The organism is Hyphomicrobium sp. 01T421 (genome assembly GCF_056398805.1).
The window spans coordinates 209,331-227,112 of sequence record NZ_JBFTQC010000003.1; the positions used below are offsets into that span (position 1 = coordinate 209,331).

A 17,782-nucleotide genomic window follows, 5' to 3' on the forward strand; every position below is an offset into this window, starting at 1 on the left:
TGGACCGCGGTCACGTGATTGCCGTAATCCGAGCCTTACTCGGCGCCGGATCGGCAGTACAGTGCCGGGTCTGCGCAGGCTTGGTGGCGAGCTTTTGACGCACGGCGATGAACTTAGGGGTAGGCGCCGGTGAGGCCGGCACAACGAATAAAGCGAGGATTTTTAGGTTGATGGCAAACGCACTATTGCGCGCGGGCGGCAGGGCGCTCGTATCGGCCGTAGCGGTTGCGGCGGTGATGTCCGCTGCGCCCGCTTGGGCCCAAGATGCAGCAAAACCGGCTGCACCGAAAAAGGCTCAGCCGGCTGCTGCTGCCCCGGCGGCAGGAGCGCCTGCGGTCAACGGAGCGGCGGCTGCTTCTCCCAAGAGCGCCTGGGTGAAACTTTGCGAGAAAGCGCCTATCGAAAAGAAGGGCGCAGACGGCAAGGAAGTGAAGGAAGAGAAGTCTCTCTGCCTCACGCACCATGAGCGTCTCGACGGCAATACCGGAATGGTTCTCGTTTCGGCAGCTATTCGCGAAGTCGAAGGCTCCGACAAGAAATCGCTGATGATCATGGTGCCGCTCGGGATGGCGATCCCTCCGGGCGTCCGCGCTGCGATCTACACGAAAGAACAGTGGGCGGCTGCGTCCAAGAATGAAAAGATCGATGAGAAGGCATTGAAGCCCATCGAACTTCATTATGCGCTTTGCCATCCGGCTGGGTGCACGGCCGAAACGGAAGCTACGCCCGATATCCTCGCCCAGATGTCGAAGGGCGGCGGACTGATGGTGCTGGCGATGAACGCCGCAGCACAGCCGATCGGCTTCCCGGTTCCTCTCGACGGCTACAATGAAGCCGCCGCTGGACCTCCGGTCGACAACAAGAAGTATGCCGAGGCTCGCAGCCAGCTGATGCAGCAGATCCGTCAGCGCCAGGCGCAGATGGCCGAGAAGTGGAAGGAAGACCAGCTGAAGAACCTGCCGCTCGATGGGCCGGGCGCTCCTCCGACCACAACCAGCTCGACGAAGGCGCCGGCTGCGGCAGCTGCCAAGCCGAAGCAGTAAGGTCTTCTGGTTTTCAAGTTTTACGCCGCTCCGGATGACAAATCCGGGGCGGTTTTTTTATCGGCGTTTTGCTGATCTAGTTCGTTGAGCCGGGACGAAGGCGATAGCCGCCATTGCCGTCCTTGAGGAAACGCTCACCGATATCGGGGTGACGGAGGGGCGCCGCATTGTCGTCCAGCAGCAGGTTCTGTTCCGAGACGTATGCGAGATAGGTCGTCTCGGCGTTTTCTGCATAGAGATGATAGTAGGGCTGATCTTTCCGAGGCCTGACTTCCTCGGGGATGGATAGCCACCACTCCTCGGTGTTTGCAAACTCCGGATCGATATCGAAGATCAGCCCGCGAAATGGATAGAGTCGATGCCGGACCACTTGGCCGATCGCGAACTTGGCGTGTTTGATATCGTTCATGGCATTTTTAATGTGTGGCGGCCCGGTTCGCGACGCAAGTCCAACAACGGAGACTAGAGCGCGCCATAAAGCGCCGCGCGCTCCGGGTCCTTTGATGCAACGATCTTTGCAAGATCGACGATGACCTTGGCCTGTTTCCAGGTCGCGTCGTCCTGCATCTTGCCGTCGAGCATGACGGCGCCCGTTCCGTCGGGCATGGCGTCGATGATGCGCTTTGCGAATTTGACCTCCGCCGGATCCGGCGAGAACACGCGCTTGGCGATTTCGATCTGTGACGGGTGCAGCGACCAGGCGCCGAGGCAACCCTGCAGAAACGCATTCCGGAACTGGGCCTCGCAGGCGGCGAGATCCGAGAAGTCGCCGAACGGGCCGTAGAACGGCTTCAGACCGTAGGCGAGGCAAGCGTCGACCATCTTGCCGACCGTGTAATGCCAAAGGTCTTGCTGATAGAAGGCGCGCGCTACGCCGGGGTTATCCTTCTGTGCGTCCGCGAGGACGCCATAATCAGGGTGACCGCCGCCGACACGGGTCGTTTTCATGCCGCGCGAGGCTGCGAGATCGGCCGGGCCGAGGCTCATGCCGTGCATACGCGGTGAGGCGGCTGCGATCGCTTCGACATTGTTCACGCCCTCGGCCGTTTCGAGAATGGCGTGGATCAGTATCGGCTTCTTGACGCCGTGTTTCGCTTCAAGCTGGGCCAGAAGCTGATCGAGATAGTGGATGTCCCACGGTCCTTCGACCTTCGGCAGCATGATGACGTCAAGCTTGTTGCCGACGTTGGCGACGATCTCGGTGACGTCGTCGAGCACCCAGGGTGAGTTGAGGCAGTTGATGCGCGTCCAGACGCCGGTCGATCCGAAATCGTTTTCACGGACCATCTGGATGAAGCCTTTGCGGGCATTTTCTTTCTGATCGAGGGGCACCGCGTCCTCGAGATTGCCGAGGACCACATCGACCTGGGACGCCAATTCCTTGATCTTGGCGCGGATCTTCTCGTTATGCGGCGGCACGAAATGGATCATGCGCTCGAGCGTGACGGGAAGGGCCCGGTAGGGTTCCGGAGCGCCGATGGCGAGGGGCGAGAAATGCTTGGCGGGAGTGCGCGTCGAAGCCATCGGCAGCTATCCTATTCAAAGGCTTGGATGAAGGCGCCACCATTGTGGGGTCGGTGTCTCGCTGTCAACCGGGCAGAGTTTACCTTTGGCGCGGGCGACACGCGTTCCGCGCGCCGGCCGCCCGCGCGGGACCCATGTTCACGCGCCGGCACCAGGTGCCGTACGCGACGGAAAGACAATGCCGGTCACGGTCATACGCATCCCGGCCGGTCAACGATGTAAGCCGCCGCCTTATGTAAAATAGACGGCCGTTACTGATTTCATTTCTCCAGATGCAAGTATCCGTCGTCCGGTGCGCTTAAGGCTGGTTATTCCCAATTACAAGGATTTCTCCAACTGGGCTTGATCACGAACCAGAAGATCGTAGCCTTTCTCGCGTGTGAAGAAACCGCGGGCGACGTTGAACAAGCGAAACCCGCGTCTCTCGTAAAATGCGATGTTGTCTACTTCCCATGATCCAGTGCAGACGATAAGCTGACGAACGGAGTTTCGTCGGCAATTGTTCGCAGCCTCTTGGATCAGCGCGGTTCCTATCCCCTGGTGTTGATTGTCGGGATCAACAGCAAGGCTGACGATTTCAGCAACCTTCTTTTCTCTCAAGATCTGGATCATTCCGATCACTCGATCTGCCTTACGCGCGACCAGGACTTGACCAATTTCAAAATAGCTGCGGATGTGAATCTCCGACTCATCAGCCAGTCGAAACAATGGGAGCAAGTCAGATCTCGCTCCTTCATAAAGTTGAACCCGCATATTCGTCAGCGATCCGTTGTTTGCATCCGCGGCTCAAGGTTGCTTCGCAAGCCGATCCTTGATTTTCGCCAAAGCCGCCCCCGCGCATATTTGGTCCTTATCGCCACCTTGATCGGCTCGTTTGCAGCGTCCATGGCAACGTCCAAGCTCAGAACATGACCGGCCGTCTGGACTTGTGCGAGCGTTGCGCTCGCACAAGACAGAACAACAGGCAACCTCATCGCCGTCGCGGCGGCAACTTCTCGTGAGTTCTCGTTCAACATGTTCCTGCCGCTCTTTCATATTTCGGATGTGCTCAGTCATTGGCTGAACTCGCGCACGCTGCCAAATCCTGCGATCCCGCGCAAAGGCTCGCCTTAAGGCTCGGGTGCCGACGAACAGCATCGCCCGTGACCTCGACGCCTTGGCTCCGCGCTCGTCGCGCCAAGTCCTCATCTTGGCAGTACGGCGTAGAAAGTTGGCCGGTTGGCAACACTTGGAATGTGCCGTTGCAGAGAATGTGTGCGCTGGCCGGCGCGGGTAGAACCAGTGCGGTAGCCAGCATGCAGAATGGAAAATTCCTGATCATCGCGTCCTCTCCTGACTTTGTTGTCGACAGTTGAGACTCGAGGGCCGCGAATTTTATTCCAGGACGGCCTCTGCCTTCTGCTCTGTTCGCGTACCGGCGCTTGAAATCATCGGAGATTGAGCCGACAAGTGCGACCTCCGGAAGCGGTGCCACGGGCGCGACGGCGCTCCATCGATTTTTAGAGGCGCGCCGATGATCGATGTCACCAATCAGCCGCCGCCGCTTGAGAATTACGATCTGCTGTCGAGCGATCCCGTCCTCCGCGATGCGCTGGTCCGCGAGCATGCGGGCTGGGCCTTGGACGAGCTTTCGATGCTCGGAAGGCTGCTCGGTAGCGCCGAGATGATCGCCGCCGGGGCGGAGGCCAATCGCAACAGCCCCGTTCTCAAATCGTTCGACCGGTACGGTCATAGGATCGACGAGGTCGAGTTTCACGGCAGCTGGCACAAACTGCTGGGTCTCGCGTTGAACGCGGGGCTGCATTCCGGTCCATGGGTCGAGCCGCGAAAGGGCGCGCATGTCGCTCGCGCGGCTGGTTGCTACATGCTGGCCCGGATCGAAAGCGGCGTTTATTGCCCTGTCTCGATGACGTACGCGGCCGTTGCGACGCTCTCGCATTCGCCGCCGCTCGCAGCGGAATGGTTGCCGCGCATTTATTCGCGCGTCTACGATCCGAGTTTCAGGCCGGCCGCGGAGAAGACGTCGGCGTTGATCGGTATGGGGATGACCGAAAATCAGGGCGGGTCGGATTTGCGTGCGAACGTCACGCGCGCTGTCCCTTACGCGAGCGAGGTGCACCGCCGCTTCTATCGGATCAACGGACACAAATGGTTCATGTCGGCGCCGATGTCGGATGCGTTCCTGATCCTCGCGCAGACCGAAGCCGGGCCGAGCTGCTTCCTGGTTCCAAGGTGGACGCGGGAGGGCAAGAGAAATGCGATCCATATTCGCCGCCTCAAAGACAAGCTCGGGAACCGCTCGAACGCGTCGAGTGAGGTCGAGCTCGATGGCGCTCACGGAGAACTCGTCGGCGAGGAAGGCCGCGGAATTCCGACCATCATCGAAATGGGAAATTACACGCGCCTCGATTGCGCCATCGGAACCTCGGGGCTGATGCGGCAAGGCCTCGCGCAGGCGGTGCACCACGCCCGCTACCGCCGCGCATTCCAGAAGCTGTTGATCGATCAAGCTCTCATGACGAACGTTCTCGCCGACCTCGCCATTGAATCGGAGGCCGCAACCGTTCTGACCATGCGGCTGGCTCGGGCGTATGACGAGGACGATGAGCAGGCGTTGGCGTTTCGCCGCGTCGTGACGCCAGCCGCAAAATTCTGGATTTGCAAACGCGGCCCGGCTTTTGCCGCCGAAGCGATGGAGGTACTCGGGGGGAACGGCTACGTCGAAGAGTTCAATCTGGCGCGAATCTACAGGGAAATGCCGCTTAATTCGATTTGGGAGGGCTCCGGGAATGTCATGTGTCTCGACGTGTTGCGCGCGCTGACGCGGACGCCCGCCGCCGTCGCGATGCTTCTGGATGAGGTCGTCGAACCTGCGACGGCGGACCCGCGCTTAAGGGCGCTCCTCGTCCGACTGCAGGAGGAAGCGAAGCAGCTGGATGAAGCGGGCGCGCGTTCGTTCGTCCGCGATCTCGTCCTCGCGTTGCAGGCGGCGTTGCTCATTCGCTATTCGCCAGCGGACGTTGCGGATGCGTTTTGCGCCACGCGATTGGCGGGTGACGGCGGAGCGTTCGGTCTTCTTCCCGCGGGCACCAACGCGCGTGCCATCGTCGACCGGGCGGCCCCGGCGTTCCGTTGATAAGAGTCGGATTAGGGCGAATGCTGGAGCCTTCGCGGGCTTTGAACTCTCAGCCGGACTTGGGATCGGGAGTCGTATTCGGATCGGCGGCGGGGCCCGCGGCGCTTGCGATCTCCGGAAGCATCTTCGCCATGCCGGCGAGGATCGTATCCACGGGAATTCCGAGAGATCTCGCGATCTGCTGAACGTGTTCGTCGCCGAGCGCGGCTTGAATTTGTTCGGGCGTGATCGGCAGATTGCTTTTGTTCTTGTCCAGCCACGAAGACACCTGAGCTCCGAAGCCCGCGTCTTGAAGTTTCGTGAGGATCGACTGGAGGCCTTCGTTTCCGAGGACGCCCTTCAGGATCTCCGGCAAGGCTCCTTGCTCGGCTTGTCCGACGATGTTTCCGACAACTCCCTTGAGTGTATCGCTCCAGCTCATGGTCTGCCCTTTCTCTGTTCGACACGTCATCCAGCGTGATTGCTTTTTGACCTCTGTCCAGGGCGTCCGCGACGTAACGGGCGTCACCCATGCATCACGGATCTGCGGCCGTTAACCGGAGTTCGTGTGACTTGAGCCAGTGAATACTAGGCTCACGTGACAGGGCCGTAAATGCAGGGATGCCGGTCAGAACGATCAATAACGGCACTGAAGAGCCACGACGGTGGACGATTGAGATGCTTCGCCATATCATGATCAAAGTTCATAGCTAACAGGCGACTATGATCATCAAACACATTCGATTCATCCGCGAGAGCGGTGCCGCGCGCGCCGGTGTTGCATGCTTGGCACTTCTTTTCTGCCTCGCTCCCGAGGCTCGTGCCGAGGATTGCGTCGAGGTGCAGTCGACGACCGCGGAACCCGATTTTACGGCTTGCGACGACGAACTCGAGTTCGATTTGGATACCGCCCTTGCAGAGCAAGGCCTACCGGTCGCGTCGGCACCTCCTGCGTCGGACGGCATGCCGTGGATCGCGCTGAGCAAAGGCACCATTCCCTCCAAGTTCAACGCCAACGATGGCAGTGTTTCGGTTCGCACGAGCTTGGGCACATTGCGCGATTACAATGCGCGGACCGTGTCCGTGCAGCGGCCGGACTATGCGGCAGCAGATGCTTATGCGGTGAAGCTTCCCAAAGCGGGCTCTGGGCCAAATGCTCCGATTGATGTTTGGAGCAACATCGATCTTAGCGGCTACAATGGATCGGAGTCGCATTCCTCGCGCGTCGGTTTCGGAGCGGACTACAAGATCAACAGAGCGACGAGCGTCGGCGTGTCGTTGGAGAAAGGCGATGCTCGTTCCTCGTCGGCGGCGGGTGTCGAGCAGGATCAGAAGGCATCGGCGTACGTCACGATGCAGGCGGCGCCGATGCTCAGCTTGGACGCGCGTACCGAATGGCAGGCGGGGAACAGCGAATTCGCGGCGAGCACGGGGGCTGCTCAAAAGAGTGCCGTCATCCTCGCGCCGAAGGTCAACCATTCGTTTTCGCTCGAAGGTGGAACGACACTCGAGCCATTCGTGACCTACAAGCGCGCCTTCGATTTATCGACGAGCCGCAAGGATGCAGCGGATACATCGTTCGACGCCGCGTCGGCGGGCGCGGGCGTGACCTATACCAAACCCGACGCTTATTCATTGAGCGTTACGGCAGACGTCGACAATGTCGGAATGACAGCGGAGCCGCAAAGCCTGAGCAGCAAGTTCCAGCTCAGCGTTCCGATCAGGTAACGGCGTCTCGATTATCGGCGTCTCGTTTTGGCGTCATGGGCTCACAATGGCGCCTTGAAGACGAAAAACGCTCCGAGCGCGATGAAGGCAAATCCGACGCCCTGATTGATGGTGATCGGCTGGCCTAGATAGGTTGCCGAAAAAGCCACGAATACGATCAGGGTTATAACCTCCTGCATCGTCTTCAATTCCGCCGGCGAATAGACCGCGACCCCGTAGCGATTTGCCGGGACGGCGAGGCAATATTCGAAAAACGCAATTCCCCAACTCACGATAATGACAAGCCATAGCGGTTTGTTGGTGAATTTGAGATGGCCGTACCAGGCGAAGGTCATGAAGACGTTCGACATCGTCAGGAGGACGATGGGTAATACTGCTTGTGGGATCATGTTGCTCGAAGGTCCGGATTGATTGCGCCTGATAGCTAACGCCATTCCTCAATTACCCGTCGAGCGGGCCAAAGGCAAAAGCGGAACCGGAATTCAACGAGAGGCGTTCAGGGAGCAGTCGAAATTGGCGAGGCTCAGATGCCGGAAAACATCAGAGAGACTGTTCCGAAGGTCCTGAAGACCCTTTGGGATCTTGAGAGTGAATTGCGCGGCGCCGCGCGGAACAGCGTCATCCTGCGACGCGAGGAAGCCAAGCACCACTTGGCGGAGGCGCGACAACACCTCGACGAGTTGCTGAGCCTTGTGCGTTCACATGGTTCCTCCGTGGAAGGGCAATCAGACCAGTCAACTGACACCGGAATTCCCCCGTCGATCAAACCCCCGTCAATCAATCATTGAGGAGAGCATCATGGCACGTGACGTAATTCTTTGGCTGGCAGGTGTTCCGCTGGTCGTGATCATCGGCCTGCATCTGTTCGGCTTCCTGCACTAACCTCAAAGTTGCAAACCCGGAGCCTTGGCTCTGGGTTTTCTTCTTCTGCGGATGGTTGTTTCAGCTGACAGAGTCGTCCGGTTCTTCCTTTTTAGCCAGCATGACTGCCACATGCCGGTTCAATGCGTCGGCTGCGAGTGTTGGAACGAGCCCCGGTCCAATAGGTCCATGAGCGGCGTTATATGCTGTCCGCATGTCGCCATCCTTACCCCAAACAATCAGCGCAAATCCCGCAACGTTGTTTCCCAGTCCGTCGACTGCGGAGTTGCACTTTTCAAACAGGTCTTCGCGCAGAAGCTCCGCGTCGCGCTCGGTTCGTGCAGCCTTTTCAGTGGTCAGCTGTACAAGTTTTGACATTGTTTCACGTCCGGTTGGGTGATCGTCGAAGGTGTTAACGCGCGGAAAGCGTTCAGGTTCATTGCGTGCGGTCTGACGAGGCGTTCTCTCTAGGTTTTCCGGGGGCTTGACTGCGGCATTTGGATCGGCATCCTGGGGAGAGCCGCGAAACGGAGGCGCCGGGATTGCCCGGTTGGTTGTGAAGGTGTCGGCCGGACGACATCGCAACAATCGAGGTCGTCATGCTTTCCGGCGCTACATCCGGCGTGAGCGCGCAGCATAAGCTCAGCGCGCTGTCTCCTTCCTGCATCGCTTCCGAACAAACCTACTCGGGCACCCATACTTTTCTGCGGGCGCCACGCGTCGACAGTGCACGGGCCGGCGATTTCGCCGTGCTCGGAGTACCGCTCGACATCGCAACGTCGAACAGGCCGGGAGCGCGGCTTGGGCCCGACGCGGTCAGATCTGCCTCCGCTCAGCTCGCCGAACTGAAGGCATACCCCGGCGGTTTCGATCCTTTATCGCACGTCAGGATTGTCGATCTGGGTGACGCTTTGCTCGACTTCGGTTTTCCGCAGACGATCCCAGCGGCGATCGAAGACGCTGCATTCGATGTCGTCGCGGCCGGTGGATTCTTGTGCGCTCTCGGCGGCGATCATTTCGTGAGCTACCCGCTGCTCAAAGCTCATGCGCGGATACACGGCCCGCTGACGCTCATTCATTTCGACGCTCATCCCGATACGTGGACGCCGCGTGTCGGGCCTGACGGTTCAGTCGAGATCAATCACGGCACGATGTTCGCGCAAGCGATTCACGATGGCCTGATCGATCCCAAGAAGTCATCGCAGATCGGCATTAGAACCTGGGTCGATGATCCGATGGGCATGAACATTTTCGACAGTGTCGCCGTCGCCGATAGAGGACCCAGTGAGATCGTTGCAATGGTGAAGGCGCTTGCGGGGGATTCTCCCTGCTATCTGACCGTCGACATCGATTGCCTCGATCCGGCCTTTGCGCCCGGCACCGGTACGCCCGTGGTCGGCGGACTGACGCCGCGCGAACTGCTCGCCATGCTTCGCGGTTTCGATGATCTTCGGATCGTCGGATGCGACGTCGTCGAAGTGGCGCCCGCCTACGATCATGGAGGCATCACGGCTCTTGCTGCGGCAACTGTCGTCTATGAGCAGGCATGCCGGTTGGCTCGCAAAAATGGGGCGCAGGCGGACGTATATCCATGCCCGGGCGGAGCGATACAAAAGTTCGACGCAAGGGCCGGTCAGTTGAACCGGATGTAAGTCCGGTTCCCGCCGGAACAGCGGAAGCGTCCTGGGACACGCTATTTCTTCTCGCGACAACGGCCCATAGGGGCTTGCCGCTAGAAGAGATGGAGACCTGCAATGACTGCTCTTGTTGTGATCCACCGGAATGCTTTCCGCGCTGCTCTCGCGCCGGCTCTCGCTCTCGCCGGCGTCACGCTGATGGCGGGCACTGCCTCGGCCGTCAGCCTGCGCGTACAAATGGCATGCGCCAGCGATTATTACGCCCACTGCAGCGCCTACAGTCCGAACAGCCCGCAGGTCAGATCGTGCATGCGCGCGGTCGGCGTCGGTCTCTCGAAGGGCTGTGTCGATGCACTGGTTGCGGCTGGCGAAGTTTCGGTTGTGGAGGTTTCGCGGCGGCGTGGCGGATCGAAGACCGCGGCGAAGTAAGTCTTTCGCAAAAATTCGCACGGTCGCGTTCGCGGCTGAGATATTCGATATCCTAAACCAAATCTTAACCATAAAGGCGAAAACGTTAAGCGGTGTTCAGTTGGCTTTGTGGGAAGTCATGCCGCCGCTTGATCTTTGGTTTGAACCGGCTTCCGATTTGCGTTTAGCCCAGGGCTTCCAAGTACGGTTGCCGCGTTCTCACGTTCATACACGCAGCAAGTCCAAACTCATTCAGGTTCCCATCGAGGACTTGCGTCCGACGCAAATGGCGGTGGGAATGCGGGCCGTTGCGGCCAAGCGAGAAAAAGTCGAACGACGCGCGAGAAGCCGGCGGAAGCTCAAATGTTTTCTCGAGGAGCGTCCGATCCCTGCCGTGCTCGGTCCCGGCGAAGACTTTTTCATCATCGATCATCATCACTTGAGCCTGGCGCTTTTGAAGAGCGACGTGGAAGAGGCATGGGTCGATGTTGTCGCCGATCTCTCGCATCTGCCGCGCAAGGGGTTCCTTCGGCAGATGACAACGCTCGGGCTGTTGCACCCTTATGATGCGCAGGGGCAACCGGTGTGCCCGTCAAAACTTCCCGAGACGTTGAAGGAATTGCGCGCCGATCCCTATCGCGACCTCGCTTGGTCCGTCCGCAAAGCCGGTGGCTTTGCAAAATCGGGCAAGCCCTTTGAGGAATTTCGATGGGCCGATTTTTTCCGGGCGCGCATTCCGAGGGCGACCGTGCGCCGTGATTTCGAGTACGCGCACAGACATGCCATGCGCCTCTCTGCTTCTCGTGAGGCCGTGCGGATGCCCGGATATATCGGGCGGTAAGCTCGCCTAGTGCCGCTGCTGACCGTTGAAGGTGAACTCGAACTCGTCGTGCATATTCTGTGCGGCCTGGCGCCAATCGGCTCCGGCCTGACCATTCAACGCGGCCTCGATTTCCGCGCGTGCTTGATGGCCTGGTTCCTGCTGCTGGTACCCTTGCTGATCAATCGCGGTAACTGGCTGGATGGGCGTGCGTACGGGAAGAGCGCAAAGCCGGGAAGCAAGATCCTGAAGTTCTCCGAGAATGGCTTCGCGGCGAAGTTCGTGTTGGATCGCGACGTTGCGAACGTCACGCAGCAACTGCTCGTCGACGCGGCGGATCGCGTCGGACAACGTCATCACGAAATCCTGTTCGGTGCGCGCATTATCCGCAAGGCGCATCAGCATTTCTTCGACGTTTTTGGATAGTGCGGCCATGGTTATCTCCTCGCGGCTTAGAGGTCCGATACCGCGCGATTCTCATGGCCAAAAAGTGATGACGTTATGCTCGAAATGCGAGCTAAGCGGCGCGCGAGGCTCAGTAATTTGCCGAGCATAAAAGAGCAGCCGACTGACTATTATTGCGGGAGAGTTATGCGCGCCGCCTGTCGAATTGCAGCGCGCCGTTGTTCTGGTCAGTTCGTGGATTTATGGCTTGAAGATCGTCAAGCCGGCGACGCCAGCAGACAGGTTCAGGCCAGTCTGTCCTTCGACGCTCAGAGGCTGGAGGATGATGGACTGGCTCGAGCCACCAAGGAGTGCGTTGGCGCTGGCGCCGATGCCGACTGCGGCGCCCGCGGTGACGCCGCCGTAACTTCCTTCAAGAGCTTCGCTCGGCATATCCGTCGTCGGTCCAAGGACTGTCCAGACGAGGGTGCTATCGCCTTTGACGCCGATGTCTATCCCGACTTTGGTGATCGTTGCGGCGTAACGATAGGTGCGCCCGCTGATCGGCGTTTCGAAATTGCACCGCAGGTTTTGCTTCGAGCCGAAAATGAGCCCGACGCCGCCCTTGCCGTAGCAGGTCAATGTGCCGACCGCGATTTTCGGTGCGGCGATGGAAGGCGAAAGCGGCGTCGCGGCCATTGCGGCGAATGCTGCGCATCCGGCAAGAACGCGCGCAATTGGGGGTGATGAAGTCATGGTCTTTTCTCCCGACATCGACTGTCGCGCGCGGGCATGTCCGGGCGCGTGTACACAAGGACAAAAACTCTGCACATGCGTGACGTTCAGGCCCCCTGTAGTCGCGGAGGTCTAAAGTCCCAAAGCGACGGTTCGGTGGCAGTTCGCGCGGTTACAGTCACGCGCGAGTGAAGGATATGGTGAACGGCTATCTTGGCGTGCGTCTTGAGCCGCGTTCAGTGCGCCGTCTCAGTGCTCCGAATATCGGTCTTTGAGTTCTTTGGTCCGCTGGATGGTCTTTTGGGTCATGCATCCGAGGATTGCCGCCGTGGCGCCGGTGCCGCCTGACCACTCCTGGGCCACGAGATCTTTGCAGTCGGCATCGCGATAGGCGATCCAGGCGCGTTGGGCGTTGCGCATCGCTTCCTCGAAGCTCGCCGTGTCGTATGGCTTTTCGTCGTCGCCGCGCGTTCGGATGTAATCAACCGCATTCGCGTAGGCGGCGTTGAGGGCCTTATCGGCGGCCTGATAATCCTTGTCGGCGCAGAAGTTCAGTTCCACCGTCGTACCAGCGTCGGCGCAATTGATTTCGGCGACGGCGGGTCTGGTGGTCCATAGGCTTGCGAGGCCGAGAGAGAGGAGAAGGCAGGGGATGTGTGCGGCACGACGGGGCATCGTTCTGAACTCCAAGTGGCGCTGCGTATGGTGTGTGCAAATTTGTACGCGGCGCGCGTCCAGGCCGGAAGGCTTTTATCCGGAACAATTCAGCATTGGGACGGAAACTCAATTTGCTTCATGATGGCGCCAGCTACACTCCGGCTTCATAGGCCGGTCATGAATTTCAGACAGGACATGATCCGTGATGCCCTTCACGGCCTATAGCTACCGCGATGATCCGGCGGTTCCGAGCTTTGACGATAGCCGGCCGTTGATCATTTTCGACGGACTTTGCGTTCTCTGTTCGAGCGGCGTGCAGTGGATGCTGGATCATGATCCGGCTGGGCAAACCCGCTTCGCGGTGATTCAGGACGCGCTGCCGGCCGCGCTTTACCGCCATTACAATCTCGACGCCAAGGTGTTCGACACCTTCATGGTGTTGAGCAAGGGGCTGCCTTACACGAAGTGGGCGGGCGTGTTGGCTGCGGCGCAGACGCTGCCTCAACCCTGGCGTGGATTGGGGTTCGCTGGCCAGATTATTCCCAGTGCCATCGGCGATCGCATTTACGATTGGGTTCAGCGGAACCGGCTGAGGTGGTTCGGCAGCCGTGATACATGCAGGCGTCCGAGTGTCGCCGAGAAGTTGCGATTTCTGGTTACATAGATTGCTCTACATGGATCGCTGCCGGTTGCGGCAGGTGCTGGTTGCCGCCATGATTGGGCAAAGCAGAGGAGGCGCTCGATGAGTTGGCTCAAGGATAACGATCCCATTCCGGGCGATTGCAAGTCTTGCGACGCGATTGAGCAAGTCATTGTGCCGCGCGCTCGCGACCTCGGCGGATTCGAAGTGCGGCGCGCGCTGCCGTCGGCGCAGCGCCAAATGATCGGGCCGTTCATTTTTTTCGATCAGATGGGCCCGGCGCAATTTCTATCCGGGCAAGGGATCGACGTCAGACCCCATCCCCACGTCGGGCTTGCGACCGTCACCTATCTTTTCGAAGGCGAAATGATGCATCGGGACAGCCTTGGGTCGTCGCTTGCGATCCGTCCGGGTGAGGTCAATCTGATGACGGCGGGGCGCGGCATCGTGCATTCCGAGCGAACGGCTCCCGACACGCGAATGTCCGGCCAGGATATGTTTGGAATTCAAGCGTGGATGGCTCTTCCGAAATCGCACGAGGAGAGCGCTCCGGCCTTTGCGCATCATGACGTGAGCGCGCTACCGAGGCTCGAAGGCGAGGGGAAGCGTGTTCGGCTCATCGTCGGCAGTCTTTACGGTGAGACGTCGCCTGCCGCGTTCCCACATGATTGCTTTTACGCCGAAGCCGTTCTGGCGCCGGGCGCGGTTCTGCCGCTCGATCCGGATTACGACGAACGTGCTGTCTATCTCGCGTCGGGGCGCGTCGATATCGGCGGGCAGACATTCGAGGGAGGTCAGCTCCTCGTCTTCAGGCCCGGCGATCGCATTTCAATTCTCGCGGAAACGAACGCGCGGCTGATGCTGCTCGGCGGTGAGCCGATGGATGGACCGCGGCATATCTGGTGGAATTTCGTTTCAAGCTCGCAAGAGCGCATCGACAGCGCCAAAGAGGATTGGCGGCAGGGCCGCTTTGCCATCGTTCCCGGCGATGAAACGGAATTTATCCCGCTGCCGGAAAATCGCTAATCCCTGATTTCGCCGTAATTCATTCCAATTCGCCACCGGAGATTGCGAGTTCCGTACAGCTGCCGTTCAGTCTTCGACTCCTAGAGTTCAAAAGCCGGAACCAGTGATCGCAATTGCGAATTGTTGGGAGGCAATAGCTTGGGAGACCGAAATGCGAAATCTACTTTTGGCAGTGGCGCTGGGACTCGGGATCGGCTTTGCCGCGACCGGAGCTCAAGCCGCAGCAATCGGTGGCGGCAGTCTTGCGGCAGTTGAATCGGCTGCAAAGAGCGGCAACAGTGTCGTAGAGAAGACGCACTATCGCCGTTGGCGTCATCGTCACAACCACTACTATGGACGGCGCTATTATCGTCCGTATTACGGATATGGGTACTATCGCCCTTATTATCGCCATCACCGTTACTGGCGTCACCACAACCGCAATCGCTGGTAATTCGTTCAGCCGCTCAGGCTGACCGGAAATCATTATAGGGGACGGGCTTAGCCCCGTCCTCTGTAAGGTTGCACGCCTTGATCCGGCAGCCAGACGTCTTTCGGGAGCGATCCCGTTTGCCAGAAGACGTCGATCGGTATGCCGCCGCGCGGGTACCAATAGCCGCCGATCCTCAGGAATTTCGGTTCGATGAGGCTCGCAATGCGTTTGCCGATCGCAACGGTGCAATCTTCATGGAAGGCGCCGTGATTGCGGAAGGACGCGAGATAGAGTTTCAGCGATTTGCTTTCGAGCAGCCATCCGCCCGGCACGTAGTCGATGACCAGATGGGCAAAGTCGGGCTGGCCCGTCACCGGACAAAGTGATGTGAATTCGGGTGCGGTGAAGCGCGCGACATAATCTGTATCGGCGTGCGGACTGGCGACGCGGTCGAGCTGAGCCGTTTCGGGACTGTCCGGTATCCCGACTTGCTTGCCGAGCTGAGTTGCGCCCGGCTTTTCCGCTGCCATTGTCCGTTACTCCGCAGCCAAACGCGCTTCGGGTGAAGGCCCGCGATATATACAACCCTCGCTGCAGCTATCGCGATGGACTTCAACCTGGCAAAGGCCGGGGATGCGGTTCGAAAGCCGGTTCCAGATCCACACGGCGATGCGCTCGAGCGTCGGCGCTTCGAGCCCGTCGATGTCGTTCAGCATGCGATGATCGAGCGCGTCTTCCGTTTCGCGGAGTGCTGCGGACAATTCGTCGAAATGGAAGATGTAGCCGGTCGCGGGGCCGGGTTCGCCTTCGACGACGATGCGCGCGCGAAACGAGTGTCCGTGCACGCGTGCATTCGGAGTGGCGGGTGCCGCCGACGGCAGGAAGTGGGCCGCCTCGAACCTGAATTCCTTGTAGATTTGCATGGCCGCTCCTTACGGGATTTCGCCCCGAGGCGCCACCCCCGCCGGGGGGCTCAAACCGCGCCAAACCGGCGCGGAAGGCCCATTCGTTAAGGGATTCCGAGAATTTTATGGGTTTGGACGGACAGACGCCATGCCGGATTGGCTTTGCAGTAGGCGATGGCCGCAAGCGTATTGGCGTGCTGATCGGGCCCATCCATCGGCTGCAGGAAGCGTTCCTTGAAGTCGAGTTCGAGATACCGGGCCGGATCGCCGCCTTCTTGCGGGAAGACGAGCTTCAACTCGTGGCCGTGGCGTTGCTTCAGGTCGGATCCAACTTTTGGCGAGACGCAGATCCAATCGATCGTTTCGAGGACTGGACGCGTGCCGTTGGTTTCGATGGCGATCCTGAAGCCGCGCGCGTGCAGCGCGTCGACCAGTTCCTGGTCGACCTGGAGCATCGGTTCTCCGCCGGTCAGAACGACGAGTATCGAATGGTTTGACTGAGGCGCCGCTTGCCGGCAGGCGTCCGCGAGGGCGTCCGCCGTCTCGAAGCGTCCGCCGCCTTCTCCGTCCATGCCGACGAAGTCGGTATCGCAGAACTGGCAGACGGCCTTGGCGCGATCCTGCTCGCGCCCGGTCCACAGGTTGCAGCCTGCAAACCGGCAGAACACGGCGGGCGTGCCGGCGTTCGCGCCTTCGCCTTGCAGCGTGTAGAAAATCTCCTTGATCGCATACATGCTGGGATACCTACGAAGCGCCGCGCGCAAGTCAAGTCCGGCCGGGGCGGATGGTGACCGAAGCGCGGTCCTGTCGCTAGTTCGGGCGCTATTTCGGGCGCGTCATGGGGGCAGGCCGGGTTTTGCGGGTATGCAGCACTACCCGCCGCATTGAAAGGCGGCCGGCAAGAGGCTTATTTCGGCAGCAGAGTTCAGTTTTTTCAGGAAGCACTGAACGGCCTCTACGTCCCGAAGCAGAAAGTTCTGGGCGGTAGTTTGGGGCTCTCGGTGACGGCGCCTGTCGGCCATATCGATCTCAAGGCGGCCGTCAACTTCTGGTCCACTTGTGGCAATAATACGATCTCGAAGAGGAAACATCGGGGCGGCGGCCTTGGTGATGTGACGGCGCGAATTCAGCTCGGTTTGGCAAAAAGGTGATTTTGCCCATATCGCTTATCTTCAGACTGTCGCGCCGACCGGCCGTTATGCCGTCGGCTTCGAACCCGATATCGGCCTCAATCGGCCAGGCATTGACGGCGGATGGGCTTTCACCGGGACGGAAAAGACAAGCAAGCTCCAATTCAACAGCACGTTGGGCGTCACCTATAATTTCAACAACGACGCGACTGACTATCAGAGCGGCATCTATTTTCACCACGAGTGGGCGATCGGCCGTGACATCTGCACTGGGCTCATGATTGGAATCGTCGGGTACGACTATCGTCAATTGACGGGAGATTCAGGTTCCGGTGCCCCGCTAGGTCCGCTTAAGGGAAGCGTCGATGCAATCGGGGCCGGCCTGACCTACACGACGATGGCGAACGGCGCGCCGTTGATACTCAGTGCGCGCCATTACGAGGAAATTGACGTTGAGCGCCGATGGAACGGCAGCACGACAATTCTTTCCGGCACTATTCGATATTAACGTCCTCAAATAGCAAATTGTTGCATTTTGTCTTTACCATGGGACGCGCAGCGATGCGTCGCGGCGGCATATTCGTTTGACTATCATTTGTTCGCTCATCCGACAGTAATCGGGGACGGGCAGGGCGACTACGCATCCAGAGCGAGGCTGGAAATGCGGTTAGCCGTTGCCGTATTGTTAAATCGATTGTTTGAATCGATTTTGCTCCTTTCTCTTTCCTCAACGCTCTTTGGGACTGCCGTATCGTGC

General features: G+C 59.4%; 24 protein-coding genes. 12 read left to right on the forward strand and 12 right to left on the reverse strand.

Annotated elements, in window-relative coordinates:
• The first annotated feature begins 170 nt into the window (after nt 1–170).
• Complete coding sequence (locus tag AC1DK3_RS17905) at nt 171–1,043, forward strand: invasion associated locus B family protein (RefSeq protein ID WP_477193604.1); 873 nt, start codon at nt 171–173, stop codon at nt 1,041–1,043.
• Nucleotides 1,044–1,119: 76 nt separating this feature from the next.
• Here AC1DK3_RS17905 and hspQ read toward each other — a convergent pair whose 3' ends face one another.
• The 3 genes from hspQ to AC1DK3_RS17920 form a co-directional block, all read right to left on the reverse strand.
• On the reverse strand, nt 1,120–1,452 hold the full coding sequence (gene hspQ, locus AC1DK3_RS17910) for a heat shock protein HspQ (protein ID WP_477193605.1): 333 nt from the start codon (nt 1,450–1,452) through the stop codon (nt 1,120–1,122).
• Nucleotides 1,453–1,505: 53 nt separating this feature from the next.
• Entirely contained in the window at nt 1,506–2,567 is a 1,062-nt protein-coding gene (locus AC1DK3_RS17915) for an HpcH/HpaI aldolase/citrate lyase family protein (RefSeq protein ID WP_477193606.1), read from the reverse strand.
• A gap of 318 nt (nt 2,568–2,885) precedes the next feature.
• On the reverse strand, nt 2,886–3,284 hold the full coding sequence (locus AC1DK3_RS17920) for a GNAT family N-acetyltransferase (RefSeq protein WP_477193607.1): 399 nt from the start codon (nt 3,282–3,284) through the stop codon (nt 2,886–2,888).
• Between the two features lie 796 nt (nt 3,285–4,080).
• Here AC1DK3_RS17920 and AC1DK3_RS17925 point away from each other — a divergent pair.
• Nucleotides 4,081–5,703: an isovaleryl-CoA dehydrogenase gene (locus AC1DK3_RS17925; RefSeq protein WP_477193608.1), complete on the forward strand. Its 1,623-nt coding sequence runs from the start codon at nt 4,081–4,083 to the stop codon at nt 5,701–5,703.
• Nucleotides 5,704–5,752: 49 nt separating this feature from the next.
• On the opposite strand, the gene AC1DK3_RS17930 is transcribed toward AC1DK3_RS17925, so the two are convergent.
• Nucleotides 5,753–6,124 (reverse strand): YidB family protein, encoded by a 372-nt coding sequence (locus AC1DK3_RS17930; protein ID WP_477193609.1) that lies wholly within the window; start codon nt 6,122–6,124, stop codon nt 5,753–5,755.
• 281 nt (nt 6,125–6,405) lie between these two features.
• Here AC1DK3_RS17930 and AC1DK3_RS17935 point away from each other — a divergent pair, with 281 nt between their 5' ends.
• On the forward strand, nt 6,406–7,410 hold the full coding sequence (locus AC1DK3_RS17935) for a hypothetical protein (RefSeq protein WP_477193610.1): 1,005 nt from the start codon (nt 6,406–6,408) through the stop codon (nt 7,408–7,410).
• 41 nt (nt 7,411–7,451) lie between these two features.
• Here the strand turns inward: AC1DK3_RS17935 and AC1DK3_RS17940 are convergent, their stop codons facing one another.
• Nucleotides 7,452–7,799, reverse strand: coding sequence for a DMT family protein (locus AC1DK3_RS17940; RefSeq protein ID WP_477193611.1), 348 nt, complete (start codon nt 7,797–7,799; stop codon nt 7,452–7,454).
• Nucleotides 7,800–7,937: 138 nt separating this feature from the next.
• Here AC1DK3_RS17940 and AC1DK3_RS17945 point away from each other — a divergent pair, with 138 nt between their 5' ends.
• Entirely contained in the window at nt 7,938–8,198 is a 261-nt protein-coding gene (locus AC1DK3_RS17945) for a hypothetical protein (protein ID WP_477193612.1), read from the forward strand.
• Between the two features lie 154 nt (nt 8,199–8,352).
• Here AC1DK3_RS17945 and AC1DK3_RS17950 read toward each other — a convergent pair whose 3' ends face one another.
• Nucleotides 8,353–8,649, reverse strand: coding sequence for a hypothetical protein (locus AC1DK3_RS17950; RefSeq protein WP_477193613.1), 297 nt, complete (start codon nt 8,647–8,649; stop codon nt 8,353–8,355).
• A gap of 221 nt (nt 8,650–8,870) precedes the next feature.
• Here AC1DK3_RS17950 and speB point away from each other — a divergent pair, with 221 nt between their 5' ends.
• The 3 genes from speB to AC1DK3_RS17965 all read left to right on the forward strand — a co-directional run bounded on the left by speB (nt 8,871) and on the right by AC1DK3_RS17965 (nt 11,157).
• Nucleotides 8,871–9,923 carry an agmatinase gene (gene speB, locus AC1DK3_RS17955; RefSeq protein ID WP_477193614.1) on the forward strand — a complete coding sequence of 351 codons (1,053 nt, stop codon included), beginning with the start codon at nt 8,871–8,873 and terminating at the stop codon, nt 9,921–9,923.
• A 102-nt stretch (nt 9,924–10,025) separates the two neighbouring features.
• Nucleotides 10,026–10,337, forward strand: coding sequence for a hypothetical protein (locus AC1DK3_RS17960; RefSeq protein ID WP_477193615.1), 312 nt, complete (start codon nt 10,026–10,028; stop codon nt 10,335–10,337).
• Nucleotides 10,338–10,455: 118 nt separating this feature from the next.
• The gene (locus AC1DK3_RS17965) at nt 10,456–11,157 is read left to right on the forward strand and encodes a ParB-like protein (protein ID WP_477193754.1); all 702 of its coding nucleotides are present in this window, start codon (nt 10,456–10,458) and stop codon (nt 11,155–11,157) included.
• A gap of 6 nt (nt 11,158–11,163) precedes the next feature.
• On the opposite strand, the gene AC1DK3_RS17970 is transcribed toward AC1DK3_RS17965, so the two are convergent.
• The 3 genes from AC1DK3_RS17970 to AC1DK3_RS17980 form a co-directional block, all read right to left on the reverse strand.
• Nucleotides 11,164–11,571, reverse strand: coding sequence for a hypothetical protein (locus tag AC1DK3_RS17970; protein ID WP_477193616.1), 408 nt, complete (start codon nt 11,569–11,571; stop codon nt 11,164–11,166).
• Nucleotides 11,572–11,781: 210 nt separating this feature from the next.
• A complete protein-coding gene (locus AC1DK3_RS17975; RefSeq protein ID WP_477193617.1) occupies nt 11,782–12,276 on the reverse strand; it encodes a DUF992 domain-containing protein in 495 nt (164 codons plus the stop codon).
• 228 nt (nt 12,277–12,504) lie between these two features.
• A complete protein-coding gene (locus AC1DK3_RS17980) occupies nt 12,505–12,930 on the reverse strand; it encodes a lysozyme inhibitor LprI family protein (protein WP_477193618.1) in 426 nt (141 codons plus the stop codon).
• Between the two features lie 187 nt (nt 12,931–13,117).
• Between AC1DK3_RS17980 and AC1DK3_RS17985 the strand changes: the two genes are divergently transcribed.
• The 3 genes from AC1DK3_RS17985 to AC1DK3_RS17995 all read left to right on the forward strand — a co-directional run bounded on the left by AC1DK3_RS17985 (nt 13,118) and on the right by AC1DK3_RS17995 (nt 15,011).
• On the forward strand, nt 13,118–13,576 hold the full coding sequence (locus AC1DK3_RS17985) for a thiol-disulfide oxidoreductase DCC family protein (RefSeq protein ID WP_477193755.1): 459 nt from the start codon (nt 13,118–13,120) through the stop codon (nt 13,574–13,576).
• Nucleotides 13,577–13,654: 78 nt separating this feature from the next.
• The gene (locus AC1DK3_RS17990; protein ID WP_477193619.1) at nt 13,655–14,578 is read left to right on the forward strand and encodes a pirin family protein; all 924 of its coding nucleotides are present in this window, start codon (nt 13,655–13,657) and stop codon (nt 14,576–14,578) included.
• Between the two features lie 151 nt (nt 14,579–14,729).
• Entirely contained in the window at nt 14,730–15,011 is a 282-nt protein-coding gene (locus AC1DK3_RS17995) for a hypothetical protein (RefSeq protein ID WP_477193620.1), read from the forward strand.
• A gap of 47 nt (nt 15,012–15,058) precedes the next feature.
• On the opposite strand, the gene queF is transcribed toward AC1DK3_RS17995, so the two are convergent.
• From queF to queE, 3 genes are all read right to left on the reverse strand, one after another.
• A complete protein-coding gene (gene queF, locus AC1DK3_RS18000) occupies nt 15,059–15,520 on the reverse strand; it encodes a preQ(1) synthase (protein ID WP_477193621.1) in 462 nt (153 codons plus the stop codon).
• A gap of 6 nt (nt 15,521–15,526) precedes the next feature.
• Nucleotides 15,527–15,913: a 6-pyruvoyl trahydropterin synthase family protein gene (locus AC1DK3_RS18005; RefSeq protein WP_477193622.1), complete on the reverse strand. Its 387-nt coding sequence runs from the start codon at nt 15,911–15,913 to the stop codon at nt 15,527–15,529.
• An 86-nt stretch (nt 15,914–15,999) separates the two neighbouring features.
• Complete coding sequence (gene queE, locus AC1DK3_RS18010) at nt 16,000–16,629, reverse strand: 7-carboxy-7-deazaguanine synthase (protein ID WP_477193623.1); 630 nt, start codon at nt 16,627–16,629, stop codon at nt 16,000–16,002.
• A 150-nt stretch (nt 16,630–16,779) separates the two neighbouring features.
• On the opposite strand from queE, the gene AC1DK3_RS18015 reads away from it, so the two are divergent.
• Both AC1DK3_RS18015 and AC1DK3_RS18020 read left to right on the forward strand, forming a co-directional pair.
• On the forward strand, nt 16,780–17,046 hold the full coding sequence (locus AC1DK3_RS18015; RefSeq protein WP_477193624.1) for a transporter: 267 nt from the start codon (nt 16,780–16,782) through the stop codon (nt 17,044–17,046).
• Between the two features lie 10 nt (nt 17,047–17,056).
• The gene (locus tag AC1DK3_RS18020; RefSeq protein ID WP_477193756.1) at nt 17,057–17,533 is read left to right on the forward strand and encodes a SphA family protein; all 477 of its coding nucleotides are present in this window, start codon (nt 17,057–17,059) and stop codon (nt 17,531–17,533) included.
• Nucleotides 17,534–17,782: the final 249 nt, after the last annotated feature.

Coding starts and splice junctions, on each gene's coding strand:
- AC1DK3_RS17965 (WP_477193754.1), top strand. CDS start 10,456: ATGCCGCCGCTTGATCTTTGGTTTGAACCGGCTTCCGATTTGCGTTTA.
- AC1DK3_RS17905 (WP_477193604.1), top strand. CDS start 171: ATGGCAAACGCACTATTGCGCGCGGGCGGCAGGGCGCTCGTATCGGCC.
- AC1DK3_RS17960 (WP_477193615.1), top strand. CDS start 10,026: ATGACTGCTCTTGTTGTGATCCACCGGAATGCTTTCCGCGCTGCTCTC.
- queF (WP_477193621.1), bottom strand. CDS start 15,520: ATGGCAGCGGAAAAGCCGGGCGCAACTCAGCTCGGCAAGCAAGTCGGG.
- AC1DK3_RS17935 (WP_477193610.1), top strand. CDS start 6,406: ATGATCATCAAACACATTCGATTCATCCGCGAGAGCGGTGCCGCGCGC.
- AC1DK3_RS17930 (WP_477193609.1), bottom strand. CDS start 6,124: ATGAGCTGGAGCGATACACTCAAGGGAGTTGTCGGAAACATCGTCGGA.
- AC1DK3_RS17985 (WP_477193755.1), top strand. CDS start 13,118: ATGCCCTTCACGGCCTATAGCTACCGCGATGATCCGGCGGTTCCGAGC.
- AC1DK3_RS17950 (WP_477193613.1), bottom strand. CDS start 8,649: ATGTCAAAACTTGTACAGCTGACCACTGAAAAGGCTGCACGAACCGAG.
- AC1DK3_RS17940 (WP_477193611.1), bottom strand. CDS start 7,799: ATGATCCCACAAGCAGTATTACCCATCGTCCTCCTGACGATGTCGAAC.
- AC1DK3_RS17970 (WP_477193616.1), bottom strand. CDS start 11,571: ATGGCCGCACTATCCAAAAACGTCGAAGAAATGCTGATGCGCCTTGCG.
- AC1DK3_RS17945 (WP_477193612.1), top strand. CDS start 7,938: ATGCCGGAAAACATCAGAGAGACTGTTCCGAAGGTCCTGAAGACCCTT.
- queE (WP_477193623.1), bottom strand. CDS start 16,629: ATGTATGCGATCAAGGAGATTTTCTACACGCTGCAAGGCGAAGGCGCG.
- AC1DK3_RS17915 (WP_477193606.1), bottom strand. CDS start 2,567: ATGGCTTCGACGCGCACTCCCGCCAAGCATTTCTCGCCCCTCGCCATC.
- hspQ (WP_477193605.1), bottom strand. CDS start 1,452: ATGAACGATATCAAACACGCCAAGTTCGCGATCGGCCAAGTGGTCCGG.
- AC1DK3_RS17980 (WP_477193618.1), bottom strand. CDS start 12,930: ATGCCCCGTCGTGCCGCACACATCCCCTGCCTTCTCCTCTCTCTCGGC.
- AC1DK3_RS17975 (WP_477193617.1), bottom strand. CDS start 12,276: ATGACTTCATCACCCCCAATTGCGCGCGTTCTTGCCGGATGCGCAGCA.
- speB (WP_477193614.1), top strand. CDS start 8,871: ATGCTTTCCGGCGCTACATCCGGCGTGAGCGCGCAGCATAAGCTCAGC.
- AC1DK3_RS17990 (WP_477193619.1), top strand. CDS start 13,655: ATGAGTTGGCTCAAGGATAACGATCCCATTCCGGGCGATTGCAAGTCT.
- AC1DK3_RS17995 (WP_477193620.1), top strand. CDS start 14,730: ATGCGAAATCTACTTTTGGCAGTGGCGCTGGGACTCGGGATCGGCTTT.
- AC1DK3_RS18005 (WP_477193622.1), bottom strand. CDS start 15,913: ATGCAAATCTACAAGGAATTCAGGTTCGAGGCGGCCCACTTCCTGCCG.
- AC1DK3_RS17925 (WP_477193608.1), top strand. CDS start 4,081: ATGATCGATGTCACCAATCAGCCGCCGCCGCTTGAGAATTACGATCTG.